Origin of the sequence: Clostridium fessum (assembly GCF_027698965.1) — a bacterium.
GTDB lineage: Bacteria > Bacillota > Clostridia > Lachnospirales > Lachnospiraceae > Otoolea > Otoolea fessa.
The window spans coordinates 61,785-86,192 of record NZ_JAQEQF010000010.1 but is presented as its reverse complement, the minus strand read 5'-3'; the positions used below and the strand labels follow the sequence as shown (position 1 = coordinate 86,192).

Genomic DNA, 24,408 nt, shown 5'->3' with positions numbered 1-24,408 from the left:
CTCCGCGAGGATGCGCAGTGATTCTGATAGGAATATGTCAGCTTCGCTGACCAGAATCACGCGCCACGTCTCACGGACGTTCGACTTGAATTTCTCAATTTGCAGGCACACCTATTCCAAGCTGCACCCGCGTTTCCCGCCTGGACATTTCATCAGTCAAAAAACATTTTCACTTTTATGATTTTTAATTTAATTTTTTATATGCAAATGAACTTCTATTTTTCTATTATGAAATCATTTCATTTTTCTACTTTTCCGTTTTTTCTTCTTTTTCTCCCTCCCTGCCTCTGTTTTCTTGTCTATTTTTTCTGTTTTTCTCACTATGAATTGTATCTTTTTAGATAATTTATCATAACCCTTGTATCTAATCTCTTATTTATGTTATACTAAAACCAATATTTTATCGAAAATATATCGTTTATTTTTTCACACTTATGAAAGGAGTTACACACCCTATGAGCAGACTCGTCATTCCAACCAACAGCGAGGCTCAGAATGTCGTAGAGGGACTTTATAAGGATCTGGAGCGGCGTATCATCGCCAGCCCGCCGGGCCTGTGTCCTGTCGATCTGACCGCTGCATTTTTAAAAATGTGCCATGCACAAACCTGCGGCAAATGTGTTCCCTGCCGAATCGGTCTCGCGCAGCTCTCCAATCTTCTGGAAGACATCCTAAACGGAAAAGGAACCATGAAGCATTTAACCATGCTGGAGGAAACAGCCCGTGTCATCGAAAGCACGGCTGACTGTGCCATCGGCTATACCGCTGCCCAGATGGTTTTAAAAGGACTGGACGGCTTCAAAGAGGATTTTATGGAACATATCTTACACAACCGCTGCCGCAGTAATCTTGATCAGCCGGTTCCCTGTGTGGCTCTGTGCCCGGCCGGAGTTGATATTCCGGGTTACATCGCCCTGACCGGTGAAGGACGCTATGCCGATGCAGTCCGCCTGATCCGCAAGGATAACCCATTCCCAACCGCCTGTGCGCTGGTATGCGAACGTCCATGTGAGTCCCGCTGCCGCCGCAACATGCTGGATAATTCTATCAATATCCGCGGGATCAAACGTGTAGCTGTGGATATGGCAGGATATGTACCGGCACCGGTCTGTCCAACCTCCACCGGCAAGCGCATCGCGATCATCGGCGGCGGCCCCAGCGGCCTGAGCGCTGCTTATTATCTGCAGCTGATGGGGCATCAGACCACTGTATTTGAAAAACGCAAGAAACTCGGCGGCATGCTGCTGTACGGAATTCCAAGCTACCGCCTGCCACGAGAGCGCCTGCAGGATGATATCAATGTCATTCTAGAAACCGGTGTGGAAGTCCGTCTTGAAACTTCGGTCGGAAACGATCCAGGACAGCTGTCTCTGGATGAACTCCGCAAAGAATATGATGCTATCTACATCGCCATCGGCGCTCATAGTGATAAAAAGATTGGTATTGAGGGAGAAGATGCCGGCGGTGTTATCTCCGCTGTCGAATTCCTCCGTGCTATCGGCGACGGCAAATATCCGGATCTTACCAGAAAGAAGGTCTGTGTCATCGGCGGCGGCAACGTAGCCATGGACGTAGCCCGTTCTTCTGTCCGCCTGGGTGCAGACAAGGTGGCAGTTGCCTACAGACGCCGCAAAGCTGATATGACAGCTCTTCCGGAAGAGGTTGAAAGTGCCATGGCTGAAGGCGTAGAGATCATGGAACTTTACGCACCGGAGCGGATTGAAGCAGACGAGGACGGCCAGGTAAAAGCTCTCTGGGTAAGCCAGCAGATGCCGGGAGAAATCCGCGGCGGACGTCCTTCACCGAAAGCTATCGGCACCGACTCTATCCCGGTTGAATGCGATATCGTCATCGCCGCGGTCGGTCAGGGCATCGAAAGCCGCTACTTCGTAGAACAGGGAATCGACGCCAAATGGGGCGTGATCCAGGCGACTGGCTGGACCTCCATCCAGAACATGCCGGGTATTTTCGCCGGCGGCGACTGTGCAACCGGTCCGGCAACCGTGATCCGCGCGATTGCAGCCGGAAAAGTAGCGGCTGCCAATATCGATCAGTATCTCGGCTACAACCATCAGATTACCTGCGATGTGGAGATCCCGGAGCCGGATCTCTCCGACCGTACTCCGTGTGGACGCGTCAACCTGACCGAACGCCCAGCCGGAGAACGCAAATGTGACTTTACACTTACCGAATGCGGCATGAGCCTCAAGGAGGCGGGCCAGGAAGCCAGACGCTGCCTGCGCTGTGATCACTTCGGTTATGGAAACTTCAAAGGAGGGCGGACCACATCATGGTAAATACGAATCTTGTATCCATCAAAATTAATAATATACCACTGCAGGTTCCAGAAGGAACCCGGATTCTGGACGCCTGTCGCGACAACGGTTTTCACGTTCCTTATCTTTGCTATCTGAAAGATATCAATGAGATCGGTGCCTGCCGTGTCTGCGTTGTAGAAGTGAAGGGAATCCACCATCTCGTTACCTCCTGCAACAACCAGGCTCAGGAAGGCATGGAGATTCTCACAAACTCCCCGCGGGTCCGCGAAGCCCGCAAGATCAACGTGGAACTGCTTCTTTCCCAGCATCACACCAATTGTCCCACCTGTGTGCGCAGTTCCAACTGTGAATTAAAACAGGTGGCAAGTGATCTGAACCTGACCGTTGACCGTTATAAAAACGAATATCCGGAAATGATCTGGACTTCTACTTTCCCACTGATCCGTGATGCAGGAAAATGTATCAAATGCATGCGCTGCGTCCAGATCTGCGACAAGCTCCAGACCTTAAATATCTGGGATGTGTCCGGAACCGGTTCCCATACAACCGTCGATGTTTCCCACAATCTGGAAATCAAAGAATCCGACTGTTCTCTCTGCGGACAGTGTGTAACCCACTGCCCCACTGCCGCTCTGCAGGAGAGAGATGATGTGGAATCCATCAACGGTATTCACGGCGAACTGGCAAATGATGACAAGGTAACCGTAGCGGTTGTCGCTCCGGCTGTCCGGGCCGCATGGGGTGAAGAATTTGGTCTTTCTCCGGAATTTGCTACTGACAGACGTTTCGTATCCACCTTAAAATCCGTTGGATTTGACTATGTATTCGATGTTGACTTTGCAGCCGACCTGACCATTATGGAGGAAAGCAACGAGCTTTTAGCCCGCTTACAGCAGCCAGATAAATACAGCTGGCCTATGTTCACCTCCTGCTGCCCCGGCTGGGTCAGTTTTGCAAAGAGTCAGTATCCGGAGCTTCTGCCGCAGCTTTCCACTGCCAAGTCCCCGCAGCAGATGTTCGGTGCTGTCATCAAAACTTATTTTGCACAGAAAAAAGGCATTGCACCGGAAAATATCACCTGTGTTTCCATCATGCCGTGTATGTCCAAGAAGCGCGAACTGACTCTTCCGGGCATGGACAGCGCCGGAACCGGACAGGATATTGATTATGTTCTGACCACCCGTGAGATATGCCGTCTCATCAAGGCCGATCATATCGATGTATCCAGACTTCCGGAGTGCGATTTTGACGATCCTCTCGGTGAAGCAACCGGAGCCGGTGTGATCTTCGGTGCCAGCGGCGGCGTACTGGAGGCAGCGCTTCGTACCGCTTACCACACCGTAACCGGTGAAAATCCGGAGATCGACGAGCAGAGTCCGCTGAAGGTTCTGCGCCAGATCGGTTCCTTTAAGGAACTGGAAATCGATATCAAGGGTGTGAAACTGCACTGTGCAGCACTCAGCAGCCTAGGAGAGGCCAGACGCCTCATTCAGGCGATGAAACGCGGCGAATGCCACTATGATTTCGTTGAAGTCATGGCATGTCCGGGCGGCTGTATCAACGGCGGCGGCCAGCCGATCCGCCCATCCTTCCAGAATAAGCCGAAGGACTGCGCAGACCGCGACCAGTGCCTGCGTGCTTATGATGTAAACAGCGCAATCCGGTTCAGCCATGAAAACCAGGCCGTTCAGACACTGTATGACGAGTATCTTGAAGCTCCGTTATCCGATCGTGCACATCATCTGCTGCATGTGGAGGAATATTAATATATCCAAACGGTCACACAACAAAACCCCAGAGAGTTGCCGCTCTCTGGGGTTTTGTGTCATTCACAGATGACCAATCTGAGGCTAGTTACCAACTACTTACTCCATCTTTTCTTCTAGCCTCTCAGCCTCTCTTCAATTTCCTCCATCTCCGGAATTGCCGAGATTCCGCCGCGGCGTTCGACGCACAGGCTTGCCACTGCGTTGCCGACCCTGCCAAACTGAATCATCTGCGCCCGGGTCAGGTGTTCCGGCGAGGTTTCTTCCTGCAGATAGGAGGCGAGAAAACCGCCCCAGAAGGAATCACCAGCGCCGGTTGTATCGACCGCATGGGAGGAAAAGCCCTCCGCTTTTACGATTCCATTTTCATTGCCGATCAGGGCGCCATCTCTTCCGAGCGTCACTGCCACCAGGTGCACGCCCTGACGGAGCAGATACTGAATCGCTTCCTCCGGGTCCTGATACGGGGTCAGAAGCGAGGTTTCTTCATCCGAAATCTTCATCATATCTACATAGGGAATCAGCGACTGCATCCGAAGCTGTGCGGTCTCCGGATCACTCCAGAGCGCCGCCCGGTAGTTCGGATCGTAGGAAATCACCGCACCGCTGTTTCTAGCAATATTGATCGCCTCATAGGTTGCCGTCCGGGATGGATCATCGGTCAGCGACAGGGAACCGACATGAAATACTCTCGTATTTTCCAGGATCTCCGGATCGATCTCTTTCATGCACAGATTCGTATCTGCCCCCGGCTTTCTCGCAAAGGCAAATTCGCGCTCCCCGTTTTCTTTCAGGCTTACAAATGCAAGCGTGGTAAAATACTTCTCATCCTGAATCAGGTTGTCCGTATTGATACCTGCCCGGATCAGGGTTTCCTTCAGGAAATCACCGTGCATATCCTTACCCACCTTGCCAATAAATGCTGTCTTCCTTCCAAATTTCGCAGCCGCCGCCAGCAGATTGGCCGGCGCACCTCCCGGATTCTGCTCAAACAGACGCATTCCCTGCTGTGAAACGCCTGCTGGAGTAAAATCAATCAGAAGCTCTCCCAGCGCTGTGATGTCTGTTTTTATTCTCATACGAATCATCCTCCGTATTACAAGTTATATCAATGGTGCCGCCATCCAGCCCTCTCACAGGCGGACAGCCACATCCGTTCGTCTCTCACAAGGAATTTTACTTCCGAATCGCGATATTTGCAAATTCTACTTTCGCGTCCTGCGCCAGCAGACCGAGCTCGTACTCCGGTTTCCGGAAAATACGATAGGTAAACGCCACCTGCTCGCCCACAAATACCTCTACCATGTCATGATCCACCGAAATCTTGACGTCGATTGCCACGCCATTTTCAATCGCGAAGGTTTTCTCTGCCACGCGCACGCCATCCGGTCCCGGTTCCGTTGCTTTCGGAACCGCCTGGCAGGACTGCTCCCAGAACGGGTCAACTCCCATCGGCAGGGACAGAAGGGACACTCGCTGCATCGCCACATCAAACTCTAAGAACAGGCAGCCGCTTGCCTCCCAGTCGGATTTCAACAGGATTCCGAAGGAATCATTCGCTTCTTTCGGGATCACCGTGCCGGTAAACAGGAACTTTTCTTCCGGCTGCTCCAGGAAACCATACGAGGTTGTCCCGCATCCATCCAGCTCAACCGTTGTATCTCCATACAGCTTGTATTCTCCCATGACCGGAAGGTATTTCCAGTCAACTTTCTCTTTAAAGCAGTTTACATATTCTTCCGGAAGCTTCACGTCCAGCTGTCCGTCTGCCGTTGCAACGACCTCATGCGGAATACAGAACGTGCCACCCCAGTACCACTCGCCGCGGTCGCTGTTTTCTGCACGGTCATGCGCCCAGGCAAAATAGAAACGGCGCCCGTTGTCATCCTGCATGGATTTAGCTGCATAGAAGCGGCGTCCGCCGATGCCGTCTTTCTTCGGCTTTTTCCACGGTCCAAACGGAGATTTGGAAGTGCGGTAAATCGTGTTGACAAACTCGGAAAAGCGGGAATAGGAAAGATACCAGGTATCGCCTATCTTGTACATCTCGCTGCATTCCGGACAATTCGTATTGCCTGCCGAATACAACGGACCATAATACTCCCAGTTTACCAGATCTTTCGAGCGGTACAGGACGATACAGCCGCGTCTTGTCACCGGCATATCCAGCCGTCTCGCCGAGATCAGAATCCAGTAGCATTTATCTTCCTCATTATAAAATACATACGGATCACGCCAGTCCAGCTTTTCATATAACTCTATCATCGGCGTGATAACCGGGTTTGCCGCGTCCTTCGTCCAGGTGATACCATCCTCGCTCGTCGCATGGCAGATCGTCTGCTGATATTCTGCCGTCAGGCAGTAACCCGTATAGAATGCGTGATATTTTCCTTCGCCGTAGATAACCGATCCCGTCCACACGCCGGACGCATCCGGCTCATCGCCCTCGCCCGGATACAGTGCTGTCGGCAGCTCCTCCCAGTGCACCAGATCCTCCGAAACAGAGTGGCTCCATGTAGTACGCAGTCTCGCCGGATATACCGTGGTTCCTGGCGGGGATGTCAGTGAAAAAATATGATATTTACCTTCATGATAAAACGGAATCGCGTCACCGGTCGAATCCGCAAATGACATTTTTCTGAAAAAGTCCATTCTTCTCTCCTTGCCTTTCTAAATGTGCTCTTGGAATCATTTCTTTTTTCTGAGGAGTGCCAGATTGCCCTTCTGGGAATCCAGTACAACCGCGCAGGCAATGATCAGACCCTTTACAATCAGCTGCCAGTAGGAGCTGACACCGATCAGATTCAGACCATTGGAAATAATACCGATTACCATCGCGCCGAATACTGTACCGCTGATACGTCCGCGTCCGCCTGCCATCGAGGTTCCGCCGAGGACGCAGGCTGCGATCGCATCCATCTCATAGCCACTTCCGACGGACGGCTGTCCGGAATACATTCTCGATGCCAGAACCAGACCCGCAAACGCCGCCAGGGCGCCCGACAATGTAAACACGATGATCTCGACTTTCTTGATCGGAACACCTGAGAGACGCGCCGCCTCACGGTTTCCGCCGATTGCATACACATAGGTACCAAATTTTGTTTTAGAAAGCAGAAAACTAAATACGATAATTAAAATAACCATATAGACAACCGGCAGCGGAATAATGTTAAACAGATAACCCGTTCCGATTGCAATGAAAAACTTATCCGTAATACGGGTGGACTGTCCGCCCGAATATACATACGCGATACCGTTGCAGACATTCATCATTGCCATCGTAATGATAAATGCCGGAACACGGAATTTCGATACAACCATACCATCAATCAGACCAGCCACAACACCGATGATGATTCCAGCCGCAATCGCCACGCCAATCGGAAGTCCCTGATTAACTACAAATCCTACCGTCAGAGTTCCACTCATCGCTACGATCGCGCCAACTGCCAGATCGATGTGTCCGAGAATAATAATCAACGTCATTCCCAGTGCAATGTATGTATTAATGGAAATCTGTCTGAGCACTGAAATGATATTGCTCGGTGTCAAAAATTTATCGGTTGCCAGTGCGACTACCACACATAAGATAACCAGCACTCCAATAATTCCTGTATTTCCGGTAAATACCGAGAGTACCGAATTGCCTGCTGTACTTTTCTTTCCGTTCATCACTCTTCGCCTCCTGCTGCATACTGCATGATTCTCTCCTGATCCAGTTCTTCTCTTCCAAGCATTCCCGTCATTCTTCCCGCCTTGATGACACATACGTTATCGCACATATTAATGATCTCCGGCAGCTCGCTGGATACCATGATAACGGCGATACCCGCCTTCGCCAGCTCATTAATAACGGAATAAATCTCAAACTTCGCATTGACATCGACGCCTCTCGTCGGCTCGTCCAGAATCAGGACATCCGGCTTGATTGCCAGCCATTTTCCAAGGACAATCTTCTGCTGGTTTCCGCCGGAAAGGCTTCCCGCTTCCACCAGTTCCACCCGGTCTGCCACTGCTTTGATATGAAGCTTTTCTTTATAATAATCAATCACTTCCTGACATTTCCGGTCGCTGATGGCAATTCCGTTAATATAAGAGTCAATCGATGCCAGCGTGAGGTTAAAACCGACCGTATTGCCAAGGACAAGTCCCTGTTTTTTCCGATCCTCCGGCACCAGTCCGATGCCCGCCTTGATTGCCTGGATCGGTGTCGTGAAGCGGACTTCCTTTCCATTTAAAAGAATGGTTCCGCTCTGGTATTTTCTGGCTCCAAAGATACATTCCATGATCTCGCTTCGTCCGGCTCCGACCAGACCCGCAAATCCCAGGATCTCTCCCTTTCTTACCCGGAAGCTGATATCTGAGAACACACCCTCACAGGTTAAATTCTTCACTTCCAACGCCGTTTCTGCATGTCCCAGATCGTTGTAATCTCTGGCATAGAAGCTCTCTAACTCCCGTCCTACCATCATGGCTACCAGCTCGTTCGCATTCGTCTCCGATGTTTTTTTCGTTCCCACATAGGCGCCATCGCGGATGATGGTAACCCGATCCGAGATCCGGAACAGTTCTTCCATACGGTGGGAAATATATATAATGCTTACCTGTTTTGCTTTTAATCTCTCAATGATTCCAAATAACTGTTCTACCTCGTCATTGGAAAGGGAGGACGTCGGCTCGTCCATGACGATGATCCGTCCGTCGAAGGATACCGCCTTTACAATCTCAACCATCTGCTGCTGGGCGATCGTCAAAGATTCTACCAGCGTATCCGGGTGGATATTGACCCCGAGGTTTGCCAGCATCTCGCCTGCCCGGCGGTTCGTCTCCCGCATATCCACGGTGCCGAATTTCGTCTTGATCTCCCGTCCCAGGAACAGGTTCTGCGCGACCGTCAGATACGGAACCAGGACGATCTCCTGATGTATGATTCCGATTCCTTTCTCCTGGGCATCCGAAACACCATTTATCTCAACTTCCTGACCATTAATCTTGATTGTTCCGCTGTCCGGTTTATAAATTCCTCCAAGGACCTTGATAAGCGTTGATTTACCCGCTCCATTTTCTCCCAGAAGCGCATGAACCTCGCCCATTTCCAGGGAAAAATTGATCCCTGACAATGCATAGATCCCGGAAAAACTTTTCTTGATATCTATCATTTCCAGAATTGTTTTTCCCATAGAACCCTCCGTTTTTTAGAAATGCGGCAATGAACCCCATCGCCGCATTTTCCATGTTTTATTTTATTTCACGTAACTGTTAAACTTCCTCGCAGTCCATTACTGCCAATCGTTCAGAGTCTTCTCTGCCTCTTCTTTCTCTACCAGATGGGAATCCAGATATACTTTCTTCTCATCGATTGTGGTGTCGCCGCCTACATATTTCTCGGCTGCGTCAAATGCATATTCTGCAATCTGAAGCGGAACCTGGCATGCAACTGCGGTGAACTCGCCGTCTAAGAGTGCCTGTTTTCCATCCGGGGATGCATCGATGCTATATACACCGATCTCGCCGGTCTTGTTTGCTGCCTTGATAGCTGCTGCCGCACCCAGGGCAGACGGGTCATTGATACAGAAGAATGCTTCCAGATCCGGGTTTGCTGTGATGATATCCTCAGCCAGTCCCATCGACTGATCCAGCGCTGCACCGCCATCCTGCTGTGCTACAATCTCAAATTTATCCTTCTGATCGCCAAGACCCTCAAGGAAACCATTGACACGATCCACGCAGCTTTCATTGGACGGGAAATCCAGAACTGCAATCTTTGCGCCATCCGGATAATCTTTCGTCATCTGCTCGCCCACTAACTGACCTGCCATGTATGCGTTGGTTCCAACGAACTGTGTCACGAACTGTTCGATATCATCATCGATGACTGCGGTATCTACGTTGAAAATCGGAATGCCTGCGTCTGCAATCTCAGCCAGTCCGGAGGTAATACCTGCGGAGTCAACCGGGATAACAAACACTGCATCGTAACCGCTGTTTGCACAGTCAGATAACTGGCTGAGCTGCTTGTTTAAATCATAATCTGGATCCAGGCAGGTGTAGGAAATGCCGTTTTCCTTGCACAGCTCGCTGAGCTTTGCATCAATGGAACTCTGGAAAGTATTGTTTAAAGTATTCGTACAGAATGCAAACGATAAATCGCTGGTCTTTGCCTCAGCTTCCTGCGTATCTGCCGCTGCCTCAGAAGCATCAGCTGCCGCTGTTGTATCGGTACTGCCGGAAGAGCCGCATCCTGCCAGCATTGCTGCCATCATGCAAACTGAAAGACCTGCTACTGTAAATCTAAGACTTTTTTTCATAAATCTGATCCTCCTCTTACTTCGTCACTGTTTAGTGCATTTCAAACGGATTGTTATAGTTTTCTTTTTATTTTTACGTAAAAATTTTTCTCTCTGGAAGGAGTCTCCCTGTCTGATATCTAGATATTACTCTATTCCATGCCCTTTCGTCAATACTCTTGTGGCATATTGCACTAATTTCAGCGATATATTCATCCTGTTTTATTGATATTTATGCATTTCTACCGTTCCTTTTAATTTTTTACGTAAATTTCATTCATCTTATCGTTTTACCCCAATTTTTGTGCTATAATCAAAAACAGAAATATAAAACTGCGGCAAATCCAAATCCAGCCGCGCAGGAACCGCCGGACTAAATCCGTACCAGCAAGGGGGGAGTTTTATGACCATCAAAGAAATCGCCGCAAAGGCAGGCGTCTCCATCGCCACCGTTTCCCATGTTATCAACCATACGCGCTATGTCAGCCCGGAACTGGTGGATAAAATCGAAGCTATTATTGAAGAAAGTGGATATTCTGAAAAAATCAAAAAAAAGGTGCGTAAAATCCGCAGCGGACGCAGTTCACAGATTGTCGCTGTCTTTCCAAATATCAAGAGCGCGCTCTACTGCGATCTGTGCAATCAGCTGCAGTCCTACGCGACCAGCCAGAGCTATCAGTTTTACACCGCCGTCACCAACGACAACCTGGAAGAGGAGAAAAGCATCCTGCAAAACTTAATCTCCAGTGCCAAGACCATCGGCATCTTTCTCTCCCCGGCAAGCAGCAATCCGGCTGCCTATTCATTTCTCTATGAATCCGGTATCCCGTTTGTCTGTGTCGAACGATTCATCGATGACGATGTCACTCCACGGATCCTTTTTGATTACACCAAAGCATTTCACTCCGCTACTTCCTATTTTTTTGAGAGCGGACACGAAAATGTGCTGTTTCTGGTAGAAAAAACAGACAGCCTCGCCAAACAGGACAAGATTGCCGGATATGAGCGGGCGCTTCTCTCCGCCAACCATACCCTGAGCAGTTCCTGCATCGCGGAGATCAATCTGTATCAGTCCAGTGATACCATCAGCCTGAATATTCAGAAAAGCATCACCCGGTATCTCCCCACCGCTATCATCGCCGGTGGAAACCGGCTGACTATGTTTCTTCTCAAGGCGCTGCGGGAGCTGGGAAAAGACTGTCCGCGCGATATTTCCATCATCGGATTTGACGATATGCTCTGGTGCGAGCTGACCGCCCCACCGCTATCCTGCATCCACCGGGACATCGACCAGATGGCAGAACTCGCCTCGCAGGCACTCTTTGACGAGATCAACCACCTCTCCGGCGCGCCTTTGACCCGCTATGCAGATGTAGAGCTGATTTTGCGTGATTCCACCCGGATCATCGACAACGGTCCGCTCGGTGAACACGCCGTCTCCCCGGACAGCATCCGCCTCTCCAAGGAGGAAAAACAGCTTTTGCGAACTGGAAATTACCGCGTCGCCATCTCCTTCCACTACACTGGAACCGCCTGGGCTGCCCTGCATCAGAAAGGCATCCGGGATGAACTGGAACAGTACGGAATCGATATTATTTCCACCATGGACGCCCATTTTGATCCTGCCCTCCAGAATATGCAGCTCGAAAGCATCAAAATGCAACACCCGGACGCCGTCATCGCCATCCCCACCGACGATGTCCAGACGGGTCCGGCATTTCAGGAATTGTCCAAAATGACGCGGCTGGTCTTTTTAAGCAATGTCCCGCAGAATTTCAGCCGGAACAATTACGTCTCCTGTATCTCCGTCAATGAGCGGGAAAATGGCACCAATACAGGGCGCATGATCGGCGAATACCTGAAAGAAAAACCGCACGCCAAAGTCGGCTTCATCATCCACGGCGCCATGTTTTACGGCACTACCGAGCGTGATAACTGTGCCGAAAAAATATTAAGGGAATCCTATCCCGACATTGAAATCACTGCCAGAAAGGGATTTATTCAAATTGAAAATGCCTACAAGGTATGCTATGAGATGATAAACGAGCACCCGGATATCCAGGCGCTCTATGTGAGCTGGGACCGCCCCGCCCTGCTCGCCATCAAGGCCCTGAAAGCTTTGAACCGGACAGATATTGCTGTCTTTACCACAGATCTGGATTTTGAGATTGCAGAAGAAATGAATCAAGGATTTGTAAAAGGACTCAGCACCCAGAGACCATATGACCAGGGAAAAGCGGCTGCTCTTGCAGTCGCCAAATCCCTTGTCAGCAATAACGTCCCCAAATATATCGGCGTGCAGCCCTATGTGGTTCATGAAAAACAGCTGAAACGTGCCTGGAAGGATATTTTCTTTGAGGCACTGCCGGAGGAGCTGGGGGAGAAGGTAACAGTTCACAGGTAGGAATTTTCTGAACTGAAAATTCCGTACGATACAGTTCCGACAGCAGATTTTGCCGATTTGGAATGCGTAGCATCGGCAAAATCCCGTTGCTGGGCACACGTGTGTGAACAGTAACGGGAGAAGCAGATGGGTCAGTAGCTATTTTCCAAACCCATACACCTCTTCCGGATATGGGCGCATCCCGCTTTCTTTTAAAATCTTGCCAACCACTTTCCCCCATGATATGATAAAGTTATTCGTAACAATTCCGTATCTTCAGAAAGGAGCATCATCGATGGCACCCCTAAAAATCCCTGTTGGTATTTCTGATTTTAAAAAGCTGCGCGAAGACGGCTATTATTATATTGATAAAAGCGGGCTGATCGCTGATCTTCTGACGAACAACTCGGAAGTCACCCTGATTACCCGCCCGCGTCGTTTTGGAAAAACACTGGCGATGAGTATGCTTGCCAATTTTTTTGATATTCGAAAAAAAAGCCCGAATCTTTTTACCGGACTTCAAATCGAATCTCGTCCAGATCGATGAACGCATGTATGCAAAAGAATTTGAAGGAAATTATGATGAAATTTTCTGTTATGGAATTTCCTTCTTCAAGAAACGGTGTATGGTAAAGGGGATAGGTAAATAATGCTGGCATCTGTTTTTATACACAAATAGGGCGTCTGTCGCATTTACAAATATGCTGGCCGATAACCCTATTTTATAGCCAAAAGGAGCTGCTGCACGGTTTGTGCAACAGCCCCTTCTTACATCTTCACTTATTAAATTCTTACAGTCTCGCAATCACTGCGTCCACATATTCCTCGGTGGTTGCAGTTCCATGCAGATCTCTTGTCAGGTGCTTGCCTTCTGCCAGAACCTCATCCACAGCCTTGCGGATGCGTCCGGCGGTCTCATTTTCACCTAAGTACTCTAGCATCATGCAAGCAGACCACAGGAATGCGGTCGGGTTTGCCAGGTGCTTGCCTGCAATATCCGGTGCGCTGCCGTGTACGGCCTCGAACATCGCATAGTCAGAACCGATATTGCTGGATGGAACGAGTCCCAGTCCACCGATCAGACCACTGCACAGGTCAGAAAGAATATCTCCGTACAGGTTCTGCATTACCATAACGTCAAACTGATTCGGGTTCATGACAAGCTGCATGCAGGTGTTGTCGATAATCTTGTCATCGCCCTCAATCTCCGGATATTCCTTTGCAATCTCTTTGAAAATGGAAAGGAACATGCCATCGGACATTTTCAGGATATTTGCCTTATGAATACAAGTTACTTTCTTGCGTCCGTTCTTTTTCGCATACTCGAATGCATCGCGGATAATGCGCTCGCTTGCCTGTCTTGTAACAATCTTAATTGCATGAACCGTATCCGGATTTACCTGCTCCTCCACACCGACATAAAGTCCCTCTGTATTTTCGCGGAAAATCACAATATCTACATTCTTAAACGGAGTTTTTACGGCTGCGTTGGACTTAACCGGGCGGATATTGGCATACAGGTCATACTGTCCGCGGAGTGTTACATTCAAAGAGCGGAAGCCCTTTCCAACCGGAGTTGTAATCGGGGATTTTAAGAGTACTTTGGTGCGCTCAAAGGAAGCATATGCTTCCTCCGGAATCAGGGCACCATTGCGTTTCCACTCATCCTCACCAACATTGAAAATTTCATATTCCAGCGGAGCATCTGCCGCTTTTAAGATTTTTAATACATTATCAACCAGCTCCGGTCCGATACCATCGCCGCGAAATACTGTAATTTTATGACTCATTTCTTTATCCTCCTTCTTGATTTTCCCAATCGTAACTGTTCAGTACCTTCACAGTCACGCGCAAAAATCCATTAAAAATTTCATCGAAAGCTGCCAGAACAGGCTGACAGCTTTTCGAACAAACAACTTTTCAATTAAATTTCCCTTACAGAACAACTGCTACAATCAGGTTATATACCGCACAGCAGATAACGCTGATAGGTACTGCTACAAAGAGAAGACGGTTGAATAAGTGATTTCGGTCCTCCTCGTTTCCGCAGGAACCAAGAATCAGGCTGCCGCCGGATGAGAACGGGCTGATAGCACTGCTCTGGGCACCAAGAATTGTGCAGGCAAAAAGTGCTGCCGGATTTAATCCGGTGGCTGCTGCAAGTCCCGGAATCAGCGGGAACAGGGCCGGTGCTACAACACCTGTTGTAGAGCTGAAGAAACTCATAAATGCACCTACAAAGCTGAATGCCAGCGGAATCAGGGCTGTCGGAACATTAGAGCCAATCCATGCGGATAATGCATCAATGGTACCGGCCTGAACTGCAACGGCGATAAGCATGCCGGCTCCGGCAATCATGAGGATGGTGTTCCACGGAACACGTGCAATCACTTCCTTCTGCGGTGCCAGGTCAAAGAGCAGTGCAATGATGGTAAAGCAGAATGCCACCAGTCCTACATCAACCTTTCCAGCAATTTTTCCAATCAGTTCATTACCAGGAACTGCCATCTTTAAGAGTGGGAATACCAGGACAATTACCATCATCAGAATCATTAAATGCAGGGTTGTTTTCTGCTTTTTATCAAACGGTTCCGGACGGTTAAAGGTTACGCCCTTTCCGATACCGCGGTTACTCTTGAAGCCAAAGCGGAAAATCGCAATCAGAATCAGGGAAAATACAATTGCAAAGGCGAAAATTTTCATTTCATCTACAAAGGAATTCGTTGCTTCAATGGCCGGTTCAGCTTCATAAGCGGTATCAATCAGACCGCGGAATACGACGCCCAGCGAAGCCGTGGGGAAGTTTCCGCCTGCCAGTGCACCGCAGTTGATCGCCACCGCACCGGTCAGCTTGTCCATCTTTGCTTCCTCACAGATAAGGATGGTAATCGGTGCCAGGAATGCCAGAACGGTAAAGTATGCAGCGCCCATAACAGAAAGCACAACTGCTACAAAAAATAACGCAAAGGGAAGCATACCCGGAAATTTACGACACATATAGAGAAGACTGGCCGACATTTTTTCAAGTGTTCCATTCACAGCTGCAAAGTTATAAAACAGTGATACTGACAGGATGACAAACATGGTGCTGACCGGCCAGAAGCCAATCAGCTCTTTTGTTTTTAATCCCATGCCAAAACAACCAATCAAGTATGCAAAGGCAATACAGAAAAATCCCGTATTGATTTTCGTTTTATATCCCAATATAACGGCAACCGCAATGGATGCCACCAAAACTGCACTTAACATATGATGCGTCCCCCTATTCTTCGATGCCCAACAGTTTTGCCGGAATAGTGTGTGTCATATGGTACACCTGCTCCTCCGAAATTCCATGATCTACCAGATACTGCATATATTCCGCCAGTGCCAGCTCCCAATGCGGGTTTTCTGTCTGGCCACCATCGGTATCAACCATGACATTTTTATAGCCAACTTCTTTGATAAGCTCCAGGTTATCTGCCAGATTGCTCTTGTACTTTCCGCCACCCATGTTCTGTGCATAGCAGCGCTCTAAGATAACGTCATAATCCTTTACCAGACGAAGCTGATCCTCATGGCTCATGCCTACAATCCACCATTCCGGATGCGTTACAACGATGTTTTTTACTCCCATATCCCGGGCAGCTTCCACAACAGTGAAAATCTCCTCCGGTGCAATATGTGCGGTTCCCAGTACAGCGTTGTGGTCACGAATCAGCTCCAACACTGAACGCAGCTCCGGTACAATTTTACCATCTTTCACTACTTCCACACACTGGCTCAGATCCTGATTCATCTTCTGCATATGGTTTTTTGCCGACTGGGTCGGAAGCCATACTACCTTAGCACCCAGACGAAGCGCCACATCGACTGCCTTCGGATTGATGCCGCCGACTACCTTGTTTAAGGTAATGCTGCCAAACATCGTAAAATTGTTCGTTTTCCCGTGTACAATCTCGTTGTGGCGGTTGCACAGATAGGCCCGATCCATCGTGGTTCCCTGATGCGTCTTGATGACGATAGCGCGTGCCCCAACCCGGATAGCTGCCTCCATCAGTTCGAAATCATCATACGCCCGCAGACGCAGATCGGGATTCGTGTGAACGTGCATATCTATAATGCCCTTCATTAAATCCTGCTTCATCTTGCTTATTCCTCCTATTTGTAATCGTCCACAGAGGCTTTTTCAAAGCTGCGTTCCCTCGCCGGATTCCTATTCGATTTTCCAGCCGCTGCTTCAGTCTCTGCCATTGATTTTTGCTTGTTTTTATCTTATACTATTTTTGTTATAGGAGAAAGGCAAGATTTATTATACCAGATATCGAAAATTCCGATATCTCGTGAGGGGGATTCTCATGGATTTAAAAGAACTAGACTATATCGTAACCGTCGCTAACGAGGGGAGCATCTCCCGCGCGGCCGAAAAATTGTTTATGGCGCAGTCAAGCTTAAGTCAGGCAGTCCGCCTATTTGAACAGGATCTGGGAACGCCGATTTTCGTCCGCACAGCCCGCGGAGTCCGTCCAACCTCTGCCGGGGAGGCGTTTATTTTCCATGCCAGACAGATTTTACAGCAGTACCAGGAGGCGCGCAGTGAGGCTTCGGATATTGAAAATTTAAAGGGCGGCACCGTCATCTTCGGCATCAGCACCTACCGGGGGACGTACCTGCTGCCGCCGGTTCTGAAAAAATTCCATGCCCTGTATCCACGGGTTCATGTGGAGATCTGTGAGATGGACAGCATTGATCTGGAAAATAAGATTTTAGAGGGACTTTTAGATCTGGCGCTGATCGCCGCGCCGCCGGTTCGAATCAAACACGGTGTGGATTCCCTGATGCGGGATGAGATCATGATCGCCACTACCGCCGATCACCCGGTCATGAGGTTTGCGAAGCCATGCGAATCGGATCCGGAACAGATGTGGATCGACCTAAAGGACACCGCACCATTTGAATATATTCTGGGCCCGCCCAGCACCGTCCTCGGACGGACTGCCCGCCGATCCTTGCGCGAGGCGGGTGTGGAACCTCTGGGACTCGACACCTACCTCTCCGCCTCTTTTGCTGCGGCGATGGCGCGGGAGGGGGTCGGACTCGCGTTTACCTACCGTTCCTGCCGCATCATGCGGGATGAGTTCCGCTATCTGCGGATCGGGAAAGATGGTATTTTCCTCGATCTGGCGCTCGCCTGGCCCGCCGGAAAATACCGCTCGCGGGCGGCGATGGCGCTCGCGAAGCTGTTTCAGGAGATGGCGCCGGAGCTGCTGCGGAGGTAATTTTCTTAAAAAGCTTTTTTCAATCTATCAAAACAGCCGCCCCGCGATTCATTTCATCGTTCGCGGAGCGGCTGCTCTTTTAACTATATTTACTCAAAGCAAACCCGTTCTGCCCCTTCAATCTGAAGAGCGGTCTGGTAGAATTTCGTCAGTGCGCGGATTGCGTACTCAACGTCCTTCACACCTGCCGTTTCGTAGCAGGAATGCATCGCAAGCTGCGGCAGACCGATATCGACGGCATGGACGCTGACCTGCGTGTTGGAAAGGTTTCCAAGGGTGGAACCGCCTAAAATATCACTGCGGTTTGCAAACACCTGAACCGGAACACCTGCCTCATTGCAGACATTCGTAAATACCGCACGGCTGAATGCGTCCGTGGTGTATTTCTGGTTCGCGCTCTCCTTGATGACGATACCTTTGTTCATCCAGGAGCAGTTGACTGCATCCGTCTTCTCCCCGTGGTTCGGGTGAACGGCGTGTGCGTTGTCGCAGCTTACGAGGAAAGAACCGGCAACTGCCTGATAATAGTCCTCCGGTGTCTTGCCAAGTGCGCCGTTGATGCGGTGCAGGACATCCTGTAAGAAGGTGGACATCGCTCCCTGCTTCGTATTGGAACCAACTTCCTCATTGTCGAAGCAGCAGTATACGCTGACATCGCGCTCATTCTTCGCCTCCAGGAATGCTTTCAGGGAAACGTAAGCGCACTGTAAGTCGTCCAGTTTCGGACTGGAAATGAACTCGTCCGCATACCCCCAGATCGTACCCGGCTGGCGGTTTACAAGGAAGAGATCCTTTCCTAAAATATCCTCCGCTGCCACACCAAGCTCTTTCGCAATCATCGCGTCAAACGCGCCTTTTTTCAGCTCACCAGCGGAGAACAGCGGGCATAAATCAACCTGACGGTTGTATTTGTATCCATTGTTCACCTCACGGTTGAAATGAATCGCTACGTTCGGAATGATGAACAGATCTTTATCGATGTACAGAAGTCTCGCGCTCACGCCCTGACCGTCCTTTACCAGCACACGGCCTGCGACAGTCAGAGGGCGGTCAAACCATGTGCTGTCGATCATGCCGCCGTATGCTTCTACATCGAGACGCAGATACTCGCCCGGACCATTTAACTCCGGTACATTCTTGATCTTGTAAGTCGGTGAATCACTGTGGGAGGCGCACATCTGGAAATGGTAATCGCCCAGTTCCTTTCCGACGCGGAACGCAATGATACTGGAATGGTTGCGGATCGTGTAATACGTTCCACCCTGCTTCACGTCCCAGCAAGTTCTCTCCGGCAGATAGGTAAAACCTGCCTCATCCAGCATTCCCTTGATCGTCTCAATCGAATGAAACATACTCGGGCTGTTCTCAATAAAAGTCAATAATTCCTTCGCAGCATTCATCATGCAGACTTCCCTTCTCTCTTCTTAATCGCCGGTAAAATCAGTCCCAGTGCTACCAGAACGACTGGTGTGATGACATTCAGCATGGTTGTGTACAGATCACCCTGTTTGTACATACCTAATAAGCAGCAGGCTGCGGTCAGGATAAAGCACCATGCGCCAAAGCCCAGTGCCACTCCGTTGTTCTTCACAAAACGATACTCGCGCTCAAACTTATCTGAATGTTTGCGAAGCATGAAGTACGCAAAGAATACCCACAGATAACGCATCGGCATGGTAACCGAATTAAGCTGTGTCAGCTGGCGCAGAACCGTATCCGCATTCGGAACCAGAACCTGAGCCAGAATGATGGAACCGGACAGGATGACTACCATCCAGATACCATTGACGTAAGCGCCAAATTTGTTTTTCTTTAAGAGCTTGGTCGGGATGAACTGACGCGCATCCTCGTTGTCAAGCAGCATACGAAGCGGTGCATCGATGCTGACTACCAGCGTCGAGAACTGGCCGATCGCGTTGCAGGCTGCATAAATGATCATAATCAGGTTTCCAACGCCGTAATACTCACCCAGTTTCTGGAATGCCCAGTACTGTCCATTCGCATTGTAAGAGTCAAAATTAGCCTCAACCAAGGATACATCGAACATCATACCCATCGCGATTGTACCGAAGATCGCGCAGACGATTACCATGATCGCTGCAAAAATCATACTCTTCGGGAATCCCTTGGACGGATCCTCTACCTTGTTTACATATGGGGAGATCTTCTCACAGCCGCCGACTGCAAATACAAGGATGGACAAGCTGCTGAAATACTTCCAATCAAAATGCGGAATCAGGTTTTTCAAGCTGAAATCCACCGACAGGTAACCACCGTTCGGATTGATGACCGGTGCAGCAAACATCAGCAGAATGTACAGGATACTCATGACAAACATACTGGTTCCCGCCAGGGTAGCCAGTTTCTTTAACGGGTTTAAGCCGCGGCTTGCAACCCAGCAGAAGAACAGCAGTACCGCAAAGGTAACTAACTGAACCGCTTTCGTGTTAAAGGACGCATACTTCTCTGCGTTCTGGAAAATCATCCAACTCAGCGCTTTCAGACCGCCGGATCCCTTCGATGCGATGTAGGTGACATGGCAAGCCCAGTAGGTCCAACCTGCGTAGTATGCAGCCTTCGCGCCGGTTGTCTCATGAATCCAGGAGCTGACACCGCCGCCCGAATTCTTAAATGCGGAACCAAGCTCTCCGACCATCAGTGCGTACGGTACAAAGTACAGTGCGAACATCAGAATCCAGGAGAAGATAACCTGTGTTCCATTGAAGTATACGAAACCATTTAAAACGTTTCCAAATCCCCAGAGGGTGGAGAAACACATAAAGGAAAGCATATACCACTTGATTTTGTTTTGTTGTGATTTGTTCATATCTTATTTTCTCTCCTTACTGAAAGTATCTTTTTTATTCTCTCATATGCTGCGTTAATTGTCAAAAGTATTTTTTTATTAACCCAGTATTTTCCAGTCCGAATCGGTAGTATTCTGTAGTTTGTGGCTATTTTTTGTTAAATCCATACAATATGCACCTATTTTTTCCCCAAAAAAAGCGGCGATTCGAAAGAAAACGCCGCTTTTTGCCTCTTGTTTTATAAATATTTTATTATATCATTTTCGATATACACAGCTCCTCCAGCGCCACGTTAACCCCCGCGCAGAGGAAGTGCCAGAGACTTAACTTCTGTCCCTACTTCATGTAACCTTTCAGCGCCCACTCATACGTCTCGATCGCCTGCTGCAGGTTCATGTTAGCTGTCTCTTTGTCGATCTGTTTCTCCAGGAAGGAAACTTCCTCGCTCTTGTACTCCAGCTGGGTCGCCATGCCAAGCTCCAGCTTCTTCTGCATCGCATTCATCGTCTGCGTCTCTGCTGCCAGGGACGCATCGGCAAGCTGCAGGGCTGTCTGCTTCTGCATGATGTCGTTGTAGAGTGTCTGCATACCGGAGCGGATCGTCTGTTCCTGGTTCTTGATGGTGCGGTCCATGTTTTTCTTATCGGCTGAACCTTCTGCCATATTGGCATAACCGCGCTTGTTGGACTGTAAGGACAGGTTCTGCTCGAGTGCCGTCTGCGTGTCCGCCGCCAGGTTCATCGCCGCGATCCGGGTGAGATCCGCCTGCGGCAGATCCTGGATATCCGGTTCCGCGTCATAGGACCATCCGGTCTGGACGCAGAGCTGCTGATGCTGGGCCTGAAGTCCCGCTTTTGTCTGGGTCAGCGTGGACTGGAGCGACTGCAGCGACTTCTGTGCATTTAACACATCAATCTGGGTCGCCTGACCTAGCTGCTGGCGCTTCTGGGTCAGCTGCATGGAAAGTTCCTGCAATTCCACTGATTTCTCCATCAACGGAATTGTCTTTTTGACCTGATTATAAGCAGCAAACGCCGACTGCACCTGCGCGACAACCGCATCCTGGCTGTTGATATAGTCCAGACGGTCCATCTCGCTGTCGCGGTAAGAAGCATCGGCAGACTGCTGGGTTTTTAACGCATTCTGCTCCACCATGACGGACGCTGACATCAGGCTTGCGTAAGCACTCGCCATGCCCGGCACCGCCAGAAAATCCTCAATCTGATCCGCCTGATCCCGCAGGTTATCCGCGCTGTCGTACAGATCATTCGCCTGATTGTACTGCTTATCCTGCACTTCCTTCGCATTCTTCGTATCGCGCCCTGCCTGATAGGTCGTCTGGTTGTTTAGATACGTCGGGTTGTACTCCTGTACCAGATACGGCAGTTCGCTGTATTCCATCACATTGTCCTGAAGCTTCGCCCATGTATCTGCGTCATAAGCGAACTGCGGGCTGGCTGCCAGCGCCGCAAATGGTCCCTGCAATGCCAGAACAGCTGCTGCCGCTGCGGTCAGAAGCGCCGTTTTCCTTCTTCTATGTTTCATTTCCGGTTCCTACTTCCTTTCTGTTACCACCATGTTATCCTACGGCACTTTCTGTTCCAAAAGTGCCTACCCGTGAATAGCAACCTGTTCACACCTTAAGTAAACTGCCATTCCTGACGGATTAATTCGTCACAATCAGACCTTTCACAGCCCACTCGTAGTTTTCCACCGCTTTGGTATATTCCAGTTCCGCGCTCTTATACGACGCCACGCTGCTGAGCCAGGAGCACTCAAGCCCCAAATAATTGGCTCTTGAGAGCATTCCCAGTGCGTTCTGACGCTTTGCCGCCTCGTAGCTCTGCGCTGCCGCCTGATATCCAGCCGTCGCACTGTCATACGCCTGTTTCTTTGATACCACCGCCGCATAGAGGTTCTGAACCGTGATCGTCACCGAATCCTCGGTATAGGCGACGTTTCGCTTCTTGACTGTGCGGTTGGAAGACCTTTCCGCTTTCGCAGCACGCACAGACATCAAATCATAATTTGCGCTGACTGCCGCCTGTGTATCGGCTGCCAGATCCATCGTCGCAAGGCGGGTGGCATCCGGAACCGGCACATCCGCAAATGTCACCGGCGCATCCGCGTCAAATCCAAGCAGCATCAAAATATTCTGCTTGAGCTGCAGTGCCCCATTCTCTGCCTGCTGGGCGCTGGAATTGGCCTGCTGCAGCGCCTTCTGCGCCGTCAGGACCTCCTGCGCGGAAGCACGGCCGAGCGCCTGCATCTTCTGTGCGGCATCCGCATTTACCTGGCACATTTCCACATTCTTTTTCGCTGTTTCCACCTGCGGGAGCAGTTCCTCATACTGGATGAGCAAGTTCTGCACCGCCTTGACTAACTTATTCTTTGTCTGACGCAGGGTCCGGGCATAGGTGCCGGAAAGCTCCTTGTTCGTAAGCTTTGCCCCCTGTTTGCGCAGCTCTCTCGCTGCCGCCTTGTAGCCCTCAAACAGCTCTCTCGTCTCCGCATCCATATCGTCGGACTTCAGGTCCATCGCATCTTCCATGAGGGCGCTCGCCTCTGCCGCCAGGGCAGTTCCCGCCGACTGGCTGGTCGTCTGGCTGTAGAGCTGGGAACGCAGGTTTAAGTACGTGCTGTTGTACCCCTCGATTCGCCATGCGATCTCGCCATATTCCAGCGTCCCATCCTCTAGCTGTTCTTTGGTGTACGGGGAAGTTTCCTCCTCCACCTCGGTATTGCCGCCCGTCAGCACCGGACCGGTCGCATCGTCGCCGATCAGCGCATCTGAGCCGATCCCCGGCATTTTAGCCGCATATGCCGGCATCGTCATAGCCGTGCTGACTAACGCCGCCTGTAAAAGAATGGCAAACAGTTTTTTCCTGTTTTTCTTCATCTTACTCATCTTCATTTCCTTTCGGCGCTCTGCGCGCCCGCTCCCGATTCTATCCCAGCGCCCCGTTTCAGGATGCCGAGTGTCAGGGCAAACCGTTCCCGGATACGGTTTTCCGGAACTCCGTCGTGAAAGCTCTTGATCTCCATCGCGATCGCCATCATCGCCATGCGGAAAAAACTCATATATTCCTCCCAGCCCAGCTTCCGCAAGGATTTTCCCACGCACGACTCATAGGCGGCGCGTTCCAGCTTCCGTCCACGCACGGCGCGTGGACTGTCCGGATCGGAGCTGAATATATCAAAGGTCAGCGCCTCACGGCTGCTGCACTCCATGATGTTGCGGATGAAATCGGCGCGTCTCTCATCGCGGCACAGGGCAAGCGAACCGTTTAAAAACTGCCCTAACATCTCCCAGATGTCCCCCTGCGCCTCTTCAAGGCAGCGCACGCCGCACTCATAAAATTCATTGATAAAACTCTCACACAGATATCCTAAAACATCCCATTTACTGTCAAAATACGTATAAAAACTGCCCCGGGAGATCCCGGCATCTTCTATCATACGGTTGAGCGATGCTTTTTCTATCGTTGTCCGCGTATATTCAGCCATACACGCGTCCCGGATTTTCTTCTGTTTTTCCTCCGGCAGCCGCTTAAATCGTTCCGACGGCATCTTCTTCTCCCCCTTTTTCTATCAGTACAGGCAGCTTCCCCGCCCCGGGTCCGCC

Annotated in this window: 18 protein-coding genes; 5 read left to right on the top strand and 13 right to left on the bottom strand. The window is 50.1% G+C overall.

Features of this window, described 5'->3' with window-relative positions:
• The first annotated feature begins 455 nt into the window (after window positions 1-455).
• Together PG862_RS12465 and PG862_RS12460 are read left to right on the top strand one after the other, a co-directional pair.
• Complete coding sequence (locus tag PG862_RS12465) at window positions 456-2,297, top strand: NAD(P)-binding protein (RefSeq protein WP_270707598.1); 1,842 nt, start codon at window positions 456-458, stop codon at window positions 2,295-2,297.
• Window positions 2,291-4,045 carry a [FeFe] hydrogenase, group A gene (locus tag PG862_RS12460; RefSeq protein WP_270707595.1) on the top strand — a complete coding sequence of 585 codons (1,755 nt, stop codon included), beginning with the start codon at window positions 2,291-2,293 and terminating at the stop codon, window positions 4,043-4,045. Before PG862_RS12465 ends, PG862_RS12460 begins: the two co-directional genes overlap by 7 nt.
• A 116-nt stretch (window positions 4,046-4,161) precedes the next feature.
• On the opposite strand, the gene PG862_RS12455 is transcribed toward PG862_RS12460, so the two are convergent.
• The 5 genes from PG862_RS12455 to PG862_RS12435 all read right to left on the bottom strand — a co-directional run bounded on the left by PG862_RS12455 (window position 4,162) and on the right by PG862_RS12435 (window position 10,356).
• Window positions 4,162-5,124 carry a carbohydrate kinase family protein gene (locus tag PG862_RS12455; protein ID WP_181357259.1) on the bottom strand — a complete coding sequence of 321 codons (963 nt, stop codon included), beginning with the start codon at window positions 5,122-5,124 and terminating at the stop codon, window positions 4,162-4,164.
• Between the two features lie 97 nt (window positions 5,125-5,221).
• A complete protein-coding gene (locus tag PG862_RS12450; RefSeq protein ID WP_270707592.1) occupies window positions 5,222-6,697 on the bottom strand; it encodes a glycoside hydrolase family 32 protein in 1,476 nt (491 codons plus the stop codon).
• A 36-nt stretch (window positions 6,698-6,733) separates the two neighbouring features.
• Window positions 6,734-7,720, bottom strand: a complete 987-nt coding sequence (locus tag PG862_RS12445; protein WP_107001726.1) for an ABC transporter permease — start codon at window positions 7,718-7,720, stop codon at window positions 6,734-6,736.
• On the bottom strand, window positions 7,720-9,228 hold the full coding sequence (locus PG862_RS12440) for a sugar ABC transporter ATP-binding protein (protein ID WP_117796627.1): 1,509 nt from the start codon (window positions 9,226-9,228) through the stop codon (window positions 7,720-7,722). Before PG862_RS12440 ends, PG862_RS12445 begins: the two co-directional genes overlap by 1 nt.
• A gap of 99 nt (window positions 9,229-9,327) precedes the next feature.
• On the bottom strand, window positions 9,328-10,356 hold the full coding sequence (locus tag PG862_RS12435) for a sugar ABC transporter substrate-binding protein (RefSeq protein ID WP_117796626.1): 1,029 nt from the start codon (window positions 10,354-10,356) through the stop codon (window positions 9,328-9,330).
• Window positions 10,357-10,738: 382 nt separating this feature from the next.
• Between PG862_RS12435 and PG862_RS12430 the strand changes: the two genes are divergently transcribed.
• Both PG862_RS12430 and PG862_RS12425 read left to right on the top strand, forming a co-directional pair.
• A complete protein-coding gene (locus PG862_RS12430; protein ID WP_270707591.1) occupies window positions 10,739-12,739 on the top strand; it encodes a LacI family DNA-binding transcriptional regulator in 2,001 nt (666 codons plus the stop codon).
• Between the two features lie 274 nt (window positions 12,740-13,013).
• Window positions 13,014-13,265 carry an AAA family ATPase gene (locus PG862_RS12425; protein WP_118652652.1) on the top strand — a complete coding sequence of 84 codons (252 nt, stop codon included), beginning with the start codon at window positions 13,014-13,016 and terminating at the stop codon, window positions 13,263-13,265.
• Between the two features lie 244 nt (window positions 13,266-13,509).
• Here PG862_RS12425 and PG862_RS12420 read toward each other — a convergent pair whose 3' ends face one another.
• From PG862_RS12420 to PG862_RS12410, 3 genes are all read right to left on the bottom strand, one after another.
• Complete coding sequence (locus PG862_RS12420; protein ID WP_118570561.1) at window positions 13,510-14,508, bottom strand: isocitrate/isopropylmalate dehydrogenase family protein; 999 nt, start codon at window positions 14,506-14,508, stop codon at window positions 13,510-13,512.
• Between the two features lie 145 nt (window positions 14,509-14,653).
• Entirely contained in the window at window positions 14,654-15,967 is a 1,314-nt protein-coding gene (locus PG862_RS12415; protein ID WP_117796622.1) for an SLC13 family permease, read from the bottom strand.
• Between the two features lie 13 nt (window positions 15,968-15,980).
• Window positions 15,981-16,844: a DUF6282 family protein gene (locus PG862_RS12410; protein WP_117796621.1), complete on the bottom strand. Its 864-nt coding sequence runs from the start codon at window positions 16,842-16,844 to the stop codon at window positions 15,981-15,983.
• Between the two features lie 211 nt (window positions 16,845-17,055).
• Between PG862_RS12410 and PG862_RS12405 the strand changes: the two genes are divergently transcribed.
• The gene (locus PG862_RS12405; RefSeq protein WP_117796620.1) at window positions 17,056-17,976 is read left to right on the top strand and encodes a LysR family transcriptional regulator; all 921 of its coding nucleotides are present in this window, start codon (window positions 17,056-17,058) and stop codon (window positions 17,974-17,976) included.
• Window positions 17,977-18,065: 89 nt separating this feature from the next.
• On the opposite strand, the gene PG862_RS12400 is transcribed toward PG862_RS12405, so the two are convergent.
• The 5 genes from PG862_RS12400 to PG862_RS12380 form a co-directional block, all read right to left on the bottom strand.
• Window positions 18,066-19,376, bottom strand: coding sequence for a M18 family aminopeptidase (locus tag PG862_RS12400; protein ID WP_117796682.1), 1,311 nt, complete (start codon window positions 19,374-19,376; stop codon window positions 18,066-18,068).
• Entirely contained in the window at window positions 19,376-20,803 is a 1,428-nt protein-coding gene (locus PG862_RS12395; RefSeq protein ID WP_107001735.1) for an APC family permease, read from the bottom strand. The genes PG862_RS12400 and PG862_RS12395 overlap by 1 nt, the downstream gene beginning before the upstream one ends.
• Before the next feature lie 316 nt (window positions 20,804-21,119).
• Complete coding sequence (locus PG862_RS12390) at window positions 21,120-22,328, bottom strand: TolC family protein (RefSeq protein WP_118629905.1); 1,209 nt, start codon at window positions 22,326-22,328, stop codon at window positions 21,120-21,122.
• A gap of 121 nt (window positions 22,329-22,449) precedes the next feature.
• On the bottom strand, window positions 22,450-23,691 hold the full coding sequence (locus PG862_RS12385; protein ID WP_182432199.1) for a TolC family protein: 1,242 nt from the start codon (window positions 23,689-23,691) through the stop codon (window positions 22,450-22,452).
• A gap of 2 nt (window positions 23,692-23,693) precedes the next feature.
• A complete protein-coding gene (locus tag PG862_RS12380) occupies window positions 23,694-24,353 on the bottom strand; it encodes a TetR family transcriptional regulator (protein WP_118629901.1) in 660 nt (219 codons plus the stop codon).
• Between the last annotated feature and the right edge of the window lie 55 nt (window positions 24,354-24,408).

Excerpts from the sequence above, each read along its gene's own strand:
- PG862_RS12465 (WP_270707598.1), top strand. The coding sequence starts at position 456 with ATGAGCAGACTCGTCATTCCAACCAACAGCGAGGCTCAGAATGTCGTA.
- PG862_RS12460 (WP_270707595.1), top strand. The coding sequence starts at position 2,291 with ATGGTAAATACGAATCTTGTATCCATCAAAATTAATAATATACCACTG.
- PG862_RS12455 (WP_181357259.1), bottom strand. The coding sequence starts at position 5,124 with ATGAGAATAAAAACAGACATCACAGCGCTGGGAGAGCTTCTGATTGAT.
- PG862_RS12450 (WP_270707592.1), bottom strand. The coding sequence starts at position 6,697 with ATGGACTTTTTCAGAAAAATGTCATTTGCGGATTCGACCGGTGACGCG.
- PG862_RS12445 (WP_107001726.1), bottom strand. The coding sequence starts at position 7,720 with ATGAACGGAAAGAAAAGTACAGCAGGCAATTCGGTACTCTCGGTATTT.
- PG862_RS12440 (WP_117796627.1), bottom strand. The coding sequence starts at position 9,228 with ATGGGAAAAACAATTCTGGAAATGATAGATATCAAGAAAAGTTTTTCC.
- PG862_RS12435 (WP_117796626.1), bottom strand. The coding sequence starts at position 10,356 with ATGAAAAAAAGTCTTAGATTTACAGTAGCAGGTCTTTCAGTTTGCATG.
- PG862_RS12430 (WP_270707591.1), top strand. The coding sequence starts at position 10,739 with ATGACCATCAAAGAAATCGCCGCAAAGGCAGGCGTCTCCATCGCCACC.
- PG862_RS12425 (WP_118652652.1), top strand. The coding sequence starts at position 13,014 with ATGGCACCCCTAAAAATCCCTGTTGGTATTTCTGATTTTAAAAAGCTG.
- PG862_RS12420 (WP_118570561.1), bottom strand. The coding sequence starts at position 14,508 with ATGAGTCATAAAATTACAGTATTTCGCGGCGATGGTATCGGACCGGAG.
- PG862_RS12415 (WP_117796622.1), bottom strand. The coding sequence starts at position 15,967 with ATGTTAAGTGCAGTTTTGGTGGCATCCATTGCGGTTGCCGTTATATTG.
- PG862_RS12410 (WP_117796621.1), bottom strand. The coding sequence starts at position 16,844 with ATGAAGCAGGATTTAATGAAGGGCATTATAGATATGCACGTTCACACG.
- PG862_RS12405 (WP_117796620.1), top strand. The coding sequence starts at position 17,056 with ATGGATTTAAAAGAACTAGACTATATCGTAACCGTCGCTAACGAGGGG.
- PG862_RS12400 (WP_117796682.1), bottom strand. The coding sequence starts at position 19,376 with ATGAATGCTGCGAAGGAATTATTGACTTTTATTGAGAACAGCCCGAGT.
- PG862_RS12395 (WP_107001735.1), bottom strand. The coding sequence starts at position 20,803 with ATGAACAAATCACAACAAAACAAAATCAAGTGGTATATGCTTTCCTTT.
- PG862_RS12390 (WP_118629905.1), bottom strand. The coding sequence starts at position 22,328 with ATGAAACATAGAAGAAGGAAAACGGCGCTTCTGACCGCAGCGGCAGCA.
- PG862_RS12385 (WP_182432199.1), bottom strand. The coding sequence starts at position 23,691 with ATGAGTAAGATGAAGAAAAACAGGAAAAAACTGTTTGCCATTCTTTTA.
- PG862_RS12380 (WP_118629901.1), bottom strand. The coding sequence starts at position 24,353 with ATGCCGTCGGAACGATTTAAGCGGCTGCCGGAGGAAAAACAGAAGAAA.